This window comes from Nocardia abscessus NBRC 100374, assembly GCF_000308455.1.
In the GTDB taxonomy this organism is placed as follows: Bacteria; Actinomycetota; Actinomycetes; order Mycobacteriales; family Mycobacteriaceae; genus Nocardia; species Nocardia abscessus.
Genome location: NZ_BAFP01000272.1, coordinates 105304 through 120452, shown reverse-complemented (window position 1 = coordinate 120452; position 15149 = coordinate 105304). Strand labels below are relative to the sequence as shown.

Here is a 15149-nt window from a genome sequence, read left to right as displayed (position 1 = left end):
GCTGTAGCGGCCCGCGTTCACAGCGGCACGGCACCACGAGAGGCACGCCGTCACCAATATCCTCGGCCCCGCCACAGTGGACCTGCGGCAGGCGCTCGCTTCCTATTGCCACTGCGGGGATTTCATGTTTGCGAGTCGCCGAGCCACGGGTCAAGGATGGCTACATGTCGCATGCCCCGATATCTCTGCGTGAACTTCCTCGGCTACGCAACCGCCATATCGCGCAGATCGGTGGACTGATGCGCCCCGGCACGCACCGTTCCCCCTTGCTGGAAATGGGCGAGCGGTTCGTCGTCTCGCCGCCAGGGTTTCCGACCATGCTGGTCACCTACAACATGGACGATGTGCGAGAACTGTTCGCCAACCACGAGGACTTCTCGGTCGGGCAGGTGCTGAGCCGCTTCTCCAGCCACGACATGATGTTCGGCAAACAGACGTTGATCTTCCTCGACGGTGACGAACATCGGCGGGAACGCAAGCTGTTCGCGCCGCCGTTCCAGAGCAAGGCGCTCCGGTCCTACGAAGAGCTCATGGTGGAGGTGGTTCAGCGCGAGCTGCCGAACTGGCCTGTCGCTGAACCGTTCGAGTTTCTGAAGGTCGGCTACGACCTGGCCATCGGCGTGCTGCTCGGCGTCGTGTTCGGCGACGTGGCTGCGCCCCGTAAGGACCGGCTGAAACAGGCGGTGAGCCGGTGGTTCGGGGAAATCGAGAGTCGCGGTTTTCTCGCCGTCACCTTGCTCACCCCGTTGGTCGGTGGCTACACACTGCCCTACCCGCCGCTCAGCCGCCGCCAGTCCGAGGTGGACGCCATCATCATCGAGGAAATCGCCGCGCGCCGGACCACGCCCGGCGACGGCAACGGCCGGAGAGATGTGCTGTCCCGGTATGTCGGTACCGAATCGGATCAGCACGACGACGCCGCATTGGCCCGCAACATGCGTGGCATCCTGCTGGGCGCCTACGAGACCACCGCGATCACGCTCGGCTGGATCGCCGCCATGCTGGCCGTCCACCCGGCAGCCATGGCCGAGCTCGACGCGGCGGTCGACGCCGGCGACAGTGCCCGGCTCGACACATACCTCGACGCCGTGGTCGCCGAAACGATGCGGGTGCGCCCGGTGTCACCGTTCACCGGGCGGCGGGCGCTGCGCGACACCGTGGTCAACGGTGTCAGCGTCCCCAAGGGCGCCATCGTCATAGTCCCGATTCTCCTCATCCACGAATCACCACGGCACTACCCGGACCCGATGGTCTTCCGTCCCGAACGCTTTCTCGACGAGCCGCCGAACGGCCGCACCTGGCTGACCTTCGGTGCCGGCGCGCATCGCTGTCTGGGTGCCCAATTCGCCCTGGCGGAAGCGCGCATCCTCTTCCGCACCATCCTCGAGCATCGCCGCATCGGTGTGGCCCCCGGCCCCGTCGAGCCCCCACGGCGCTATCACACCGGCCTCAGCCCCGCCCACAACGCCCGGATCACCCTACTTCCCCGCTGAACGAGATACGCACCGCGGCAAAATGATTCGCCGCCGCTGGGGTATAAAAGCGCCCCTTCGGCGTGTGTGGCAGCGGATCTCATCCGCTGCCCGAGCGTCATGCGGCATGAGGGATGTTGCGGGAGCGGAGCGGTTACCGACTGCCGCGCCGGTCCGCCGGGTCAGTTCCGTTTCAGGGTGCCGACACTCAGCGATCCACTTGCAGCGGTCCGCAGCTTCTTCTCTGCCGCGCGGACATAGCTGACGGGATCCTTGTCGACCGACCGGACGCCGGCGTAGTTCCGCGCCTCGTAAGCGGCGAAGGCGACGGCCAGCTGATGGCGGCGCGGCAGCCCGGCCAGGCGGCGGAAATCGGTGAGGCCCTCGCGTTCTTCCTCGGCCATATGATCGCTGTTGGCCGAGTTCGCTGCCGCGACGGCGGCGTACCACTCATCGGTGCCGGTCTGATGACGCGCCACTTCGGCGATCGCGTCCCTGATCTCGTTGTGGTCGTGGATTGCGTCGAGCGTCTCGTCTTCCACCCCGCCCGCGCGCCGGGCCGCGATACCCACCTGCAGCAGCGCGGGGTAGAAGATCTCCTCCTCTGCCTGCGCGTGCAGCTCGAGGAAGGCCGCCAGCCTGTCCCAGATCGCGGAGAGCACGCCGGTCTCCGCACGATCGATCTGCTCCAGGATCGCGAACAGCCGCCGCTGCTCATGGTGGTCATCAAGGATCAGTTCGGTAATGTCCACAATTCCTCCCTGATACCGCACTTCAGGTCGGCGCTGAACGCCAGGGCAGACTGTTTCTCGGGGCAGCTGGCATGTCCTTAGGCAGCCGACGATAACGCATTGCCGAGCCGCCTCGTTGCTGACGCACCGCTGAGCCACCCCGCTGCCGCGTCCAGGAGCCGAGCGCCCAGCGGCATTTCTACCGATGCGCGCACGGGTGCCGATCATGCGGAATCGGCTAGAGGCGTGTAGCAGTCCGGACGAGGTCGGCGACAGCTTTGGATCGGCTGTGCGGTGGCCACGCGATTACCGTCGTGACGGTCGGCGCGTCCAGCACCGGCACGGCGGCGTGGTCGCGGCGCAGATGGGCTCGGACCGACTCCGGCAGGATCGCCGAAGCCCGTCCGAGCGCGATCAGCTGGAGCAGTTGGGTATGGTCGCGAACCTGCGGACCGGGGCCGTCCGGGTACGTACCGTCTCGTCGGGGCCAGCGCGGCAGCGGTAGGCCGGGTAGCTCGGCGACCTCGGCCATCCGCACGTGCGTCCGGTCGGCGAGGGGATGCCCGGCCGGCAGGAGCACGACCTGTTCCTCGGTGTACAGCTCCTCGATGTCGAATCCGGCCATCGCGTCGAACGGCCGGTGCAACAAAGCCACGTCGGCGCGTCCGTCGCGCAGCAGTCGTTCCTGCTCGCCGATCCCGCACAGGAGCACCTCTACGGTGACCGAGCCGGGCTCGGCGGCGTAGGCGTCGAGGAGTTTGGACAGCAGTTCGATGGACGCTCCGGCCTTCGTGGCCAGGACCACACCGGCGCGGCCGGTGGCGGCGAGGGCAGCGCGGCGGGTGCGTCGCTCGGCGGCCGCGACCGCGTCCAGCGCCGCCCGGGCCTCCCCCAGGAGCACCAACCCGGCCTCGGTCAGGGTGACGGCGCGACTGGTGCGTTGCAGCAGGACCACCCCGAGCCGCCGTTCGAGTTGCCCGATCGCCCGGGACAGTGGGGGCTGCGCGATCCCGAGCCGCTGCGCCGCCCGCCCGAAGTGCAGCTCCTCAGCGACGGTGACGAAGTATCGCAGCTCCCGCGTCTCCACGATCCTCAGCGTATCCGGCGCCCACCGGGATCGATACCCGAGCGGTATCGCTGGCCACCCAGTCGGTCTTGGACGCCCCGCCGGACTCCGAACAGGATCGACCCCATGAGTGAACAGACGATCGCGCTGGTGACCGGCGCGAACAAGGGCATCGGGTACCAGATCGCGGCCGGCTTGGGCGCCCTCGGTTGGAGTGTCGGTGTCGGCGCCCGGGATGAACAGCGCCGTGAAGCCGCTGTGGAGAAGCTGCGAGCGGCCGGTGCCGACGCGTTCGGCGTACCGCTCGACGTGACCGACGACGCGAGCGTGGCTGCCGCCGCCGAGCTGATCGAGGACCGCGTCGGACGCCTCGACGTGCTCGTCAACAACGCTGGGATAACCGGCGGCATGCCACAGGCGCCCACCGCCGTCGACCCCGCGACAGTGCGGGCCGCCGTGGAAACCAACGTGATCGGCGTCATCCGCGTGACCAACGCGGTGCTACCGCTGCTGCGACGGTCGGCATCACCACGCATCGTGAATATGTCCAGCACCGTCGGCTCCCTCACCCGCCAGACCACTCCCGGTACCGATACGGGCCCGATTTCCGCTGCGTACACGGCGTCGAAGACGTTCCTGAACGCCGTCACCGTCCAGTACGTCAAGGAGCTTCGCGACACCAACATCCTGATCAACGCAGCCTGCCCCGGCTTCACCGCAACCGACCTCAACGGTTTTCGTGGCGTCCGCACACCGGAGCAGGGCGCGGCAATCGCCATCCGGCTCGCGACGCTGCCCGACGGAGGACCGACCGGCGGGTTCTTCGACGACGCAGGGGTAGTGCCGTGGTGACATGCTCGGCGCGCGGAGTTGCCGATCAGGGGCAGCCGCAGTCCTTCGAGTCGGCGCGCGGTGGCCGCTGGTCGTTGGGGTTGTCCGGGTCGGGGTCACCGAACCACCGAGAGGGCTTGTGCTCGCCGTATGTGTCGTGCCAGTCCCACCACTCGTAGGGTGGGGTCTGGGGGTAATCCTCCGGCGAGTCCTCCCACTGCTCCTGGCGTCCCAGCGCGGTCATGTCGAGGAAGCTCCACGTGGTCCCCAGCGCCTCGTCGCCGCGGTTGTTGATGAAGTAGGTGCGGAACACGCGGTCGCCGTCGTTGATGAATGCGTTCGTGCCGTGCCATTCGTCCACGCCGAAGTCGGCGTCGAAGTCGTCGGTGATGGTGTACCACGGCATCTTCCAGCCCATCCGCGCCTTCACGCGGTCGATGTCGGGCTGGGGCGCACGGGAGGCGAATACGAGTGTGGTGTCGCGAGCGTTCAGGTGGGCGAGGTCGGCGACATGATCGGCCATCATGGAGCAGCCGCGGCAGGCATGATGGGGCCAGCCGCCCACGCCGGGCTCGAAGAAGGCGCGATAGACGATCAGCTGACGTCTGCCGTGAAACAGGTCGAGCAGCGTTGCTTTGCCCTCGGGGCCCTCGAACACGTACTCCTTGTCCACGGGCAGCCATGGCATTCGTCGTCGCGAGGCGGCCAGCGCGTCGCGGGCTCGGGTCACCTCCTTCTCCTTCACCAGCAGCTGCTGCCACGCTGCCTCCCACTCCTGTGGCGAGACGATCGGCGGTGTACTCATTGCTTATGTCCTTCCTTCGGTTCAGGTGATTCAGGCCAGCGGTGCTATGCCTGCGGCGGTGAGCGTGTTCGCGTGGTGGACGGGGTGTTCAGCGGTCGCGATCTCGAGAACCGCGTTGCCCACCTGCTCCGGGGTGAGAGGAGGTCCCAAGGCCCGCACGAACGTGTCGACATCGACACCTTGCCGCTCGGCGTAGGCAGCCACTGCCGCTGCCCCGAGGTCGGTGGCGGGCGTCAACTGAGGGAGAACGGACACGAACCTGATTCCCAGCTCGGCCCGTTCCGACTCGACGGCGGCATAGCTCGTGATGAGCTTGACAGTGCCCTTCGCCCCTGCGTAACCGCCGCTGAGCGGCGATCCGTTGATCGCCGCCCCGCTGGAGATCGTGATCACCGAGCTACCCGGCGCCAGCGGGCGCCGCAGCGCTTCGCGAATCCAATAGAACACCTGCGCGACGTCGACATTCCAGTTTTGGCTGAAGGTTTCCCAGGTTTGGTCCTGTAAAGCGCTCATGCGCGGAGCGGCTCCCGCGCACAGGACCACCGTGTGCGGTCGATGCTCGTCGAGGAGGCGGCCGGCCGTCGCGGGATCGGCGGCGTCGGCGCTGACCGCGGTGAAGGTATCGCCGAGTTCCTCGCGCACCGCAGCGAGATGCGCGCCGACCCGGGCGACGCCGACGACATGGGCGCCCGCGGCCGACAGCGCCCGGGCGATGCCGCGGCCGAATCCACGGCTGGCTCCGGTCACGATCGACGTCGTGCCGTCGAGGGCGCCGGGGTTGATTGTCTCGTTCACGGTCGTATTCGCTTTCGTCGGGGATGTGCTCGTACTGATTCAGATACGTCGCGCCGCCGAAATTCATCGGTGCGACGCCGCTGTTGTTCGTGACGGGCCGACCGATGAATTTCGGTTGCCGGACGTATCTGTACTGGTATGGGGCTCGCGTCCCCGTCACGTCGAGACACATAGGAGTACGGCTGTGCCGGTCAAGGAAGATTTCATCGAGCATGCGGCGCCGTTTCGCGCCGAATTGATCGCCCACTGCTACCGCATGCTCGGTTCGGTGCACGACGCCGAGGATCTCGTCCAGGAGACCTACCTGCGCGGCTGGCGCGGCTATCCGGCGTTCGAGGAGCGCGCGGCGCTGCGGACCTGGCTGTACCGCATCGCGACCACCGCGTGCTTGCGCGCACTGGAGAATCGCGCCCGCCGGGTACTGCCGGCTGGACTCGGCGCAGGTTCGGTCGACCCCGATGCGGGTCTCGACAGCGACACCGGCGCTCACCAATGGCTGGAGCCGCTGCCCGACGCGTTGACGCCGGAAACCACAGTCGTCGCCAAGGAAAGCGTCCGGCTGGCCGTGATGACGGCCATGCAGGAGTTGCCCGCACGCCAGCGAGCGGTGCTGATCCTGCGCGACGTCGTCCAGTTCAGCGCCGCCGAAGTCGCGGAACTACTCGAAACCACGCCATCCGCGGTCAACAGCGCACTTCAGCGGGCACGCGCCCGCCTCGCCGAGGTCGCTCCCACCGACGAGAGTGCGACCGAACCGGAGGACGTCCAACGCCGCGCCTTACTCGACCGCTATTGCGCGGCATTCGAGAAAGCCGACCTCGCAGCTCTCACCGAGCTACTGGCCGCCGACGTCAGGCTCGAAATGCCGCCGGTGCCAGTATGGTTCACCGGGCGCGATGCGGTGACCCGGTTCCTTGCCAAGCGTGCTTTCGCGAAGCCCGGCGATCTCCTGCTGGTCCCGACGGCCGCGAACGGACAGCCCGCTGTCGCCGAATACCGTCGTGGCGCCAACGGCATCCTGGAAGCCCACTCGATACACGTCATCACCACCGGTCACGGCGGGGTTGCCGCCATCACCGTCTTTCTTCAACCAACCCTGTTCGCCGCGTTCGGCATGCCACTGACCCGATAAGACCTTCGTGCCCGGACGATCGATACCGGCTGTCGCGCCGATCGGCCCGGCGGTGTCACGGCATCGGTGGCCGATCAGACGAAATCGCGAGGACTCCGGCGCTGCCAGTTCTGCGAGTACACCCGCTTGCGCACCGTCCGGGGATCGGTCTGCGGATCTTCGAGTTCGAACGCGTCGAGCTGCGCGTCGAGCACGAATTCTTCGGGAGTACAGCGCAATACGGTATGGGTGGTGACTTCGGTACGCCAATCGTCGCGCTCGAGCCGGCGTAATGTGCGGGTCTCGCCCCGGACCGAGGTGACGTCGTTGCCACGGAAGCTGAACCATTCGGTGGTGGCGCGGCGCACGATGGTGTCGGTGTCGTCGAGCGAGATGGTGCCCTGATCGTTCTCGATCTCGAGGGTCGATACCCCGCTCGCCAGATCCCGCTCGACCTTCCAGTGGTGTTCACCGGGTTCGATATGCGTGGCAGGCGCCTCCGGCGCCGCCTCGGGCGGATCGAACGGGCGCAGCTGGTCATCGTCCGCACGGGGCGGCCGGTGCGGCAAGGTCAGTGCGCTGCGGCCGGTCGTAACGGTCAGCACCACCTGCTCCGGCGACGGCCAGGCCAGCGGCCAGTACGACGACGACACCGATAGCCGGATCCGATGCCCAGGTGGGAAGGAGTGCGCTATGCCGTTGAGCGGCACCCGCACGCGGTAGACGCGGCCGATCTCGAGGGGTTCCGGTGCCGCGCTGCCGTCCCGATGGGTGAGATTGAGCAGACCGTAGGTCACCCGGGTCGCCTCACCGTTGGGCGCGACGTCGGACAGCCGGGCCGCCACCATCGCATTCGGCCGATCGGCCGATATCTCGAGTTCCAGCGTCGGCAGGCCCAGCACCTCGAATGTGTCATCGAGTGCTTCGGTTTCGAACACCAGCGAACCGCCGTCCTCATCTCGCTGATCGGACGGTAGATCCGGTGTCGCGGCATACGACGCCCATTTGCCCGCGAACATACCGACGCTCAATGGGGATTGCAGACGCAGGTTGCGTGACTCCTCCGCGTCCAGGTCTTCGGACAAGGAGTGCCGCCCCAGCGTGAATCGGCGCGGCTCCACGTTCGGTGAGGGCCAGCACGGTTCACCCACCCAGCGTCCCGGCCGGTCCGCGTAGGACGGGTGCGGAGGGATACTGTCCTGCATCCACGCGCGCAGCATCGGCTCGTCCATGATTCCGGTGTCGCGGCCTTTGAGCCAGTGGTCCCACCACCGGACCATCTCCTGCAGGAATCCGATCGCCGGTCCGGGCACGCCCAGATGTGGGTACTTGTGGCCCCACGGTCCGATCAGACCGCGGCGCGGCACGTCGAGGTGCTCGAGCAGCCGGAAGATCGCGTTGGTGTAGCCGTCGGCCCACCCGCCGACCGCGAGGACCGGGCACTGCACCGCGCTGTAGTCCTCGTTGACCGACGCGCGCTTCCAATAGTCGTCACGGCGTTGATGTTCCAGCCACTTCTCGATCCACAGTCCGCTGCCCTCGAGGCGTTCGTACCACATCTCGCGCCACCGGTCCCCGACGATCGCGGGATCGGGCGGCAGGCTGTTGAACGCGAACATCACCGTCGCCTCGGACAGGTTGTCCGACAGCAAGCAGCCCCCCATGTAGTGCATGTTGTCGACGTACAGGTCTTCGGTGGCGGAAGCGCTCACAATCGCCTTCAGCGCGGGTGGCCGATGCGCGGCGACCTGCAGACTGTTGAAACCACCCCACGAAATGCCCATCATGCCGACATTGCCGTCGCACCACGGCTGCGCGGCGAGCCATGCGATGACGTCACAGGCATCGTCGTGCTCGGTTGCCAGGTACTCGTCGAGAAGCACACCGTCGGAGTCGCCGCTGCCGCGCAGGTCCACGCGCACCGTCACGTAGCCGTGTCCGGCGAGGTAGGGGTGATTCATGGAGTCGCGGGCGCGGGTGAGGTCGCGCTTGCGATAAGGGATGTATTCGAATACGGCGGGCAACGCCTCCTCGGTCACCGGCCGCCACACCCGGGCGGCCAGCCGCGCTCCGTCGCGCATAGGGATGAAGACGTTCTCGGTGACGCGCACCTCGTACGGGAACGATTCGACCGTATGCACTCAGTCGACCTCCTCGAATTCGAACGACAGGGCCTCGAGGCAGTCGCGGTAGCGCTGCTCGAGTGCGGCGTGGTCGGCTGCGCCGATATAGAGGGTGGCGAGCTTGTATCGGTAAGGGTCCTGGTTGGGCAACTCGGACAGGCGGTCGCCTACTTCCACCTCGATCCGGACCACCGTGCCGGGGAATCGCTGCCGCAGCGCGGCGATCTCGTCATCGCCGGGGACGCGCGTGACGACGCCGTCGTCGTAGTGCGGCACCATGCACTGTGCCGCCACAGCGAATTCGCCTTTGCGATGCGACATTTCGGGGCGCCTCCCCAATGCGACATCGATGGCGACGGCATGGTTCGAGGCGCCGTCCACCTTGGCGAACAGATCGCTGTGCGACTGCGAGATACGGGTATTGACTTCGATCAACCACAATTTGCCGGTATCGGCATCCCACATGAACTCCGAGTTGAAGCAGCCGTTGTCGTACCCGGTGTGGCGTAGATAGCGCTCGGTGACCTCGATCATCTGCTGCTGCACCGCCTCGGGCACGGTGTGCGCGGGGTAGTCGAGGTGGGCGAAGCTGTGGCCGGTCGCATCCTTGCGCATATCGAATACGCCGTGCACGTGGTACTCGCCGCGGAACAGCGAACCTTCCGGCGCGGCCTGCGTGCCGGTGACGATCTGCTCGGCCAGGCAGGTGCGCGCACCTGCGGCCCGGACCTGCTCGGGCACGGTCACGTGAGCGAGGGCTCGGTCGAACGGATCCGCGATGCGGCCGATCTCGTTCCTGATGCGCTCGGTCGCCGCCGCGAACTCCTCGGCGTCGGACACCTCGAACCCCAGCTGGGAGGAGTGGGATTTGATCGGCTTGACCCAGAACGGAAAAGCGACGTCGATCTTGTCCAAGGCGTCGGGATCGAAAGGATCGAACGCACTGAATTCGGGCACGCATTCAGGGACCGATTCCCGCTGCAACACCCGGCTCCACAGCTTGTGCTCGGACCGGATCACACTTTCCGGGCTCGGCGACGGCAAACCGAATTCGGCCGCGAGAATCGGCACGATCACGCTGGTCGGAAAGTCCCAGTGGGCGATGATCGCATCGACGTCGCCGTCGAATGCGCGTAGCTCGTTGCGGGCACGGTCGAGCAGATCCTCGAAGTCGAACTCCTCCGCGCTGATCAAAGTGTCGTAGTCGAGCAGTCCGTGCAACCGGATCCCGCCGGGGATATCGACCGTGCCGATCTCCCCGCGCTGTAGGTCTGTCAGGGCAGGAACGAAAACGTTCTTCGTCATTCCTCGGGTCTAGCCTCGTCTGGCTTTCTGAAACACCGACCGGTCTTCACCCGTCGGCCGAGCGCTGGAACGGGCTCGATGGGCCCGCACCGTCGCTGTGTGCCATCTGCCGCCGTGTGGTCTCACCGCTCGAACGCGACGGCGCCGGCTGCGACAACGCAACAAGCCCCGAACTCGCTGCGTCTGCGGCAGATTCGGCCGAGGTTCCATGGCCGGAGTCCCTGTTCTCGCCGGGGCGCGATTCCCCATCCCGTCGCGGCCCGTAGCGTGATGATCATGTTCGACACCAACGAGCCGGCCGGGCGGTGATCGTCGGACCGGCCGTGATGGTCGCCGAGCAGGGCCGCCTGCGCGGCGTTCCCTTTCCCGCAGACACCCCTTCACCAGGAGCTGGAAGTTGACCCCTGATCCGACGACCGTTCACCCCCTGCCTGCGCACGAGCGGGTGGTTTTCCTCGCGCCGCTGATCAGTTCGCCGAAGATCGTGGTGGGCGAGTACACCTACTATGACGACCCGGACGGCGCGACGGAGTTCGAGTCCCGCAACGTGCTCTACGCCTACGGTCCGGAGCGGCTGGTCATCGGCAGATACTGCGCGATCGCCGCCGGCACGCGGTTCCTGATGGCCGGCGCCGAGCACCCGACGGTGGGCGTGTCCACGTTCCCGTTCACCATGTTCGGTGGTGAGTGGGCCGACAAGACTCTCGACATCGTCATGGGCATGCCCAGCCGGGGTGACACCGTGGTCGGCAACGACGTGTGGTTCGGCTACCAGTCCACCGTCATGCCCGGTACGACCATCGGGGATGGCGCGATCATCGCGACCGGCGCGGTGGTCACCGCGGACGTGCCGCCGTACACGATCGTCGGCGGCAACCCGGCCCGCCCGATCCGCCAACGCTTCGACGACGCCGACATCGAGCGCCTCCTCCGCGCCGCCTGGTGGGACTGGCCGACCGAACTCGTCACCGAGCACGTCCGCACCATCATGGCCGGCACTCCCGCCGACATCGCCCGCATCGCCGAGGGAATCCGATGACCACCATCCAGCACAACGCCGTGCCCGGCAGCGGCCCGTACGCGATCACCACGGGCCCGGACGACGCCCTGTGGTACACGCTTGTCCGGAGTGGACAGATCGGCAGGTTGGCGCCCGGCGGTGAACCGGAGAACCACCAGCTCGACCCGGGCTGCGGGCCGACGATCATCGCGTCCGGCCCGGACGGTGCGTTGTGGTTCACCGAGTACCAGGCGCACCGGATCGGCCGGATCACGACCACTGGCGAGATCACGGAGTTCCCGTTGCGGGAGTGCGGACCGTTCGGCATCGCCGCCGGACCGGATGGTGCGATGTGGTTCACCGAGACCGCCGCCGATCGCATCGGCCGGGTCACCACCGAGGGTGTGGTTACGGAGTTCCCACTCCCGACCACGGGCGCGTTCCCCTCCGCGATCACAATCGGCCCGGACGGTGGGATGTGGTTCACCATGAACCAGGCCAACGCCATCGGGCGGATCGACATGGACGGCACCATCACCGTCCACCCGCTACCGACCGAGGCCGCCGCGCCGGTCGGGATCGCCGCGGGGCCGGACGGTGCGTTGTGGTTCGTCGAGATCGCCGCCGGACAGATCGGCCGGATCACCCCTCGTGGCCAGGTCACCGAGTTCCCGCTACCCGACCGGGCGGCCCGGCCGCACGCCATCACCGCCGGACCGGTCGACGCGCTGTGGTTCACGGAGTGGGGCGGCAACCGTGTCGGGTCCATCACCACCGATGGCGTGATCGAAACACACGACCTGCCCGTCCCCGGCGCCGAACCGCACGGCATCACCCTCGGCCCCGACGGTGCACTGTGGACAGCACTCGAAACCGGCGCACTCGCCCGCATCACGGTTTGACCGCCGACGGCCGCACGGAGGGGCGCCTCGTGCATCCACCGCCGACCACCGTCGGTTCCGCCACGTCGACCAGAATCCGGGCGCACCGGCTGTCGCAGTGTCCTGTTGTGTCGTGAAATTGTGAGGTGGGTCCCTGCGTCGGTCGAGCTGTTGCGGGAAGGCGCAGGGTATGGCTCATTTCAGGCGTTGGGGCGCGGTGTATGTGTTGCTCCTGTTGTTCACGGGATCATTGGCTGCCCAGTTCTGCACCCAGCTCATCGACTTCCGCAACACCAGCGAAGAACATGGCCAGCCCTTCACCTGGTCTGGGTACTGGCCCGACTTCCTGGCCAGTACCTTCGAGAACTGGCAGAGCGAATGGCTGCAACTGGTCTTCCAAGCCATCCTGCTGCTGGGCGCCAAACACTGGATCTTCCGTGTCGATGCCGAAAACACCGAACGCATCGAATCCAAGATCGACGACCTGCGCGCCTACCTCATCCCACCGGAGCGTCGGACCCCGCCTCCCGGCGACTGACACCGATCCGCCCCGTCCCGCGGTGCGGGCCGAGGCTACCGGTGTAGCCGACATCGGGATACTCGACAGAGGTGTCGTGCCCGTCCAGCGCCAGCTCCATCGCCGTCAGTTGTTCGTTCCGCAGCCGTGGCAATCCGAACGTCTCCGCCGCCAGTCGCCTTAGCTCGCGGCCGCGCCGATCAGGTGTGCCGTCATAGGCGGAACACCCGTTTCGAGATCATGGGCGCGGGTTGATCCGCTGCCAGCCGCGTCCCTCGGAGCGCATGGCAGCGGCGCATCGGCGGCACAGTGCGAGACGGCGATCGCCCGTATCGGCCAACCACTGCGCTTCACTCCATGGCACATGGGGGAAGCGGGCGAGGCGAGCACGAGACAACGGCACGCCGCACAGGGTCTGATTGGTACCCGGCGCCCAGGCGTGGGTGTCGCCACCGGGGTAGCGAATGCCGTCCTCGCCGGTCCACCGGCTCGCGGCGGCCACCGCCAATTGCGCGGATCTGGGCATAGTGGTCGCATTCCCGAAGCCCGACCGCGAAAACAGTGTGTTGAGGCTGTGCCGCTGATTCTGTTGGCTCGAGACCGTCGTGCCGACGTGCGGCGATCCATGGTTTGGGCTGCCCAGGTGGTGGTAGTGCGCCGATGTCCGCAATCTGTTAGAACACGCTCGACCGAAACGTTCGACGCTAGTCCTGGTCTGGAGTAGGTGGGTTCCCGCCAGGGCGTTCGGTTCGTTGCACCTGTTCGTTGATGAGCGTGTCATCGTCAGCCGGGGGCTCGGGGTCATGCCATTCCTCTGCCCGGCTGGAGCGATTTCCGCGCAACGTGCCCTCCAACTCATGGGCCAGCTCGTCATCACGCAGTGGGCCGTGCTTGCTGCTTCCTCGTTCCATGGTCTCCTCCTTTCGATCGCTCGATACGCGCAAGCGTCAGCGGTGACGCAAGAGGGCGGCGACCCCTTCCTCGGGTACGACAGCACCTTCGACGGGCACGATGGAGCCGCCCTGCAGCAACGTGACCACCGGCAACGCTTCGTCCGCGCGGTAGATACAAGGCTGTTGCGCACTGTCATTGATCCAGTCCGCCTCAGTGATGCCCCGAAGCAGTTCCGGATCGAGTTCGACGGATCGGTCGCCTATGGTCTCCGCGTCGATCAGCAGGGTGTCGGCATTCGCCGCCAGCAGTGCCGAGACCGTCTCAGGCACCCCTTCCACGGCCATGCCATCGGCCCTGCCGCGCGCGGTGGTCAATTGCTCGACGACCTGCCGCTGCCGCTGCCGTGCCTGCGTCCGCACCGCCTGCTGGACCTGGGCTTCGAGTGCGGCGGAGTCCGCGCCCGCGGCGCGTGCCCCGGCCTCGACTTCGACGATGCGGGCGGTGGGCGACTCGAGTGCCTTGGCCAGCGCGGAGCGGGCGCCGACCTCGCCGACCAGCACGATGATCTGCGCGTTGATTCGATCTGCGAGATTTCGGACCGCCGTGGCGGCCTCGTCGACGTTCCGGCGGACCGTTTCCTCGACCCGCCGATGCATCGAGCGATGTGCCCAACCTCCGCCGTGATGCACCTTGTGCACCGGATGCGCGGTGCCCTGGGCGACCTCTTCGATCAGGTTCTCGTCTTCGTCGACGCCGTACAGATCACAGCCGATACGGTCGACCACTGCGATCACGTGCGGCACCTCGCGCGACTGCTCCTCGATCAGAGGCAGGAGATACGGTAGTGGCGACACCCGGGTGATCTCTCGCGGGGGCGGCTCCGGTAGCAGGTGATCCACGAGCACCCTGTCCGAATCGGCGATCAGCACGCGTCCGGCACGTCCCTGACCCGGCCTGGTTTCGGCGACTGCGTCGTCCAGCAGCGCCAATGCTGTCTCGGGGGCCTGCTGCGCGGCCAGCCGCTCGCGAATCGAGCGCCACCGCAGCTTTCTTTGATTCTCGGCGTCCTCGGTGTCGTGTGAGGCGTCGATGCAGAGCGAGACGAACGGGCCCCGCCGTTGCGCTACTTCCCTGAGATTCATGCCATACACATCGAGCGCGTACCCGATCCGGCAGCAACGAACCCGGAAACCGGCCTCGATGCGCGCGGGAACTTCCTGGACCGAGTGCGGACTTGCAGTGTTTGCCCGTATCGTGCGCCGGGCACCCGTTCAACGTGCTGGAGTCCGTTCTCTGGGGCGCAGCGGCCGGGGCCGTAGGCACCACCGCGCTGAACGCCGGCACGTTCCTCGACACGATCGCGCGTGGTCGGCCGCCGAGCCGTACTCCAGAACAGAGCATTCAGCGCATGGCCGACAGGATCGGCATGCAGGTGCCGGGCGACGAACAACAGCGGCAGAGCCGGGTCTCCGGCGCAGGAGCGTTACTGGGCGCGTTGACGGGCGTCGGTCGGCTGTACCTACGGTTTCGCCCGTTCCACGGGATGGCAGCCGTCTATTCTGGCCGCGAGCCCGGCCGAACCGCCACAGCCATGTCTCTCACTGGGATGTCGCTGTTC

15 protein-coding genes are annotated in these 15149 nt (G+C 67.0%); 6 read left to right on the top strand and 9 right to left on the bottom strand.

The genetic code is table 11. The annotated features are described in order from the left end of the window. Window positions 1-164: 164 nt before the first annotated feature. A complete protein-coding gene (locus tag ON19_RS36070) occupies window positions 165-1493 on the top strand; it encodes a cytochrome P450 (RefSeq protein ID WP_043703409.1) in 1329 nt (442 codons plus the stop codon). 161 nt (window positions 1494-1654) lie between these two features. On the opposite strand, the gene ON19_RS36065 is transcribed toward ON19_RS36070, so the two are convergent. Then, window positions 1655-2431: a hemerythrin domain-containing protein gene (locus ON19_RS36065; RefSeq protein ID WP_227954768.1), complete on the bottom strand. Its 777-nt coding sequence runs from the start codon at window positions 2429-2431 to the stop codon at window positions 1655-1657. A gap of 10 nt (window positions 2432-2441) precedes the next feature. Then, window positions 2442-3290, bottom strand: coding sequence for a LysR family transcriptional regulator (locus ON19_RS36060; RefSeq protein WP_043703403.1), 849 nt, complete (start codon window positions 3288-3290; stop codon window positions 2442-2444). 105 nt (window positions 3291-3395) lie between these two features. Here ON19_RS36060 and ON19_RS36055 point away from each other — a divergent pair, with 105 nt between their 5' ends. Then, a complete protein-coding gene (locus ON19_RS36055) occupies window positions 3396-4121 on the top strand; it encodes an SDR family oxidoreductase (protein ID WP_043703401.1) in 726 nt (241 codons plus the stop codon). Between the two features lie 25 nt (window positions 4122-4146). Here ON19_RS36055 and ON19_RS36050 read toward each other — a convergent pair whose 3' ends face one another. Together ON19_RS36050 and ON19_RS36045 are read right to left on the bottom strand one after the other, a co-directional pair. Continuing rightward, on the bottom strand, window positions 4147-4905 hold the full coding sequence (locus tag ON19_RS36050; protein WP_043703399.1) for a DUF899 domain-containing protein: 759 nt from the start codon (window positions 4903-4905) through the stop codon (window positions 4147-4149). 30 nt (window positions 4906-4935) lie between these two features. Beyond that, window positions 4936-5700, bottom strand: a complete 765-nt coding sequence (locus ON19_RS36045) for an SDR family NAD(P)-dependent oxidoreductase (RefSeq protein WP_043703396.1) — start codon at window positions 5698-5700, stop codon at window positions 4936-4938. Between ON19_RS36045 and ON19_RS36040 the strand changes: the two genes are divergently transcribed. Then, window positions 5618-6832, top strand: a complete 1215-nt coding sequence (locus tag ON19_RS36040; RefSeq protein WP_083899880.1) for an RNA polymerase subunit sigma-70 — start codon at window positions 5618-5620, stop codon at window positions 6830-6832. The genes ON19_RS36045 and ON19_RS36040 overlap by 83 nt on opposite strands. A gap of 74 nt (window positions 6833-6906) precedes the next feature. Here the strand turns inward: ON19_RS36040 and ON19_RS36035 are convergent, their stop codons facing one another. Then, entirely contained in the window at window positions 6907-8952 is a 2046-nt protein-coding gene (locus ON19_RS36035; protein WP_043703392.1) for a CocE/NonD family hydrolase, read from the bottom strand. Next, entirely contained in the window at window positions 8953-10239 is a 1287-nt protein-coding gene (locus tag ON19_RS36030; protein WP_043703390.1) for an ATP-grasp domain-containing protein, read from the bottom strand. 397 nt (window positions 10240-10636) lie between these two features. Between ON19_RS36030 and ON19_RS36025 the strand changes: the two genes are divergently transcribed. The 3 genes from ON19_RS36025 to ON19_RS36015 all read left to right on the top strand — a co-directional run bounded on the left by ON19_RS36025 (window position 10637) and on the right by ON19_RS36015 (window position 12658). Next, window positions 10637-11278 (top strand): CatB-related O-acetyltransferase, encoded by a 642-nt coding sequence (locus ON19_RS36025; protein ID WP_043703387.1) that lies wholly within the window; start codon window positions 10637-10639, stop codon window positions 11276-11278. After that, window positions 11275-12141, top strand: coding sequence for a Vgb family protein (locus ON19_RS36020; RefSeq protein ID WP_043703385.1), 867 nt, complete (start codon window positions 11275-11277; stop codon window positions 12139-12141). The genes ON19_RS36025 and ON19_RS36020 overlap by 4 nt, the downstream gene beginning before the upstream one ends. Before the next feature lie 169 nt (window positions 12142-12310). Continuing rightward, entirely contained in the window at window positions 12311-12658 is a 348-nt protein-coding gene (locus tag ON19_RS36015) for a DUF6766 family protein (protein WP_043703383.1), read from the top strand. A gap of 217 nt (window positions 12659-12875) precedes the next feature. Here the strand turns inward: ON19_RS36015 and ON19_RS41190 are convergent, their stop codons facing one another. The 3 genes from ON19_RS41190 to ON19_RS36010 all read right to left on the bottom strand — a co-directional run bounded on the left by ON19_RS41190 (window position 12876) and on the right by ON19_RS36010 (window position 14673). Further along, complete coding sequence (locus ON19_RS41190; protein WP_083899878.1) at window positions 12876-13163, bottom strand: hypothetical protein; 288 nt, start codon at window positions 13161-13163, stop codon at window positions 12876-12878. Window positions 13164-13341: 178 nt separating this feature from the next. Next, window positions 13342-13548, bottom strand: coding sequence for a hypothetical protein (locus ON19_RS41185; protein WP_083899877.1), 207 nt, complete (start codon window positions 13546-13548; stop codon window positions 13342-13344). Window positions 13549-13584: 36 nt separating this feature from the next. Next, window positions 13585-14673, bottom strand: coding sequence for an Rv2629 family ribosome hibernation factor (locus ON19_RS36010; protein ID WP_051169669.1), 1089 nt, complete (start codon window positions 14671-14673; stop codon window positions 13585-13587). Between the last annotated feature and the right edge of the window lie 476 nt (window positions 14674-15149).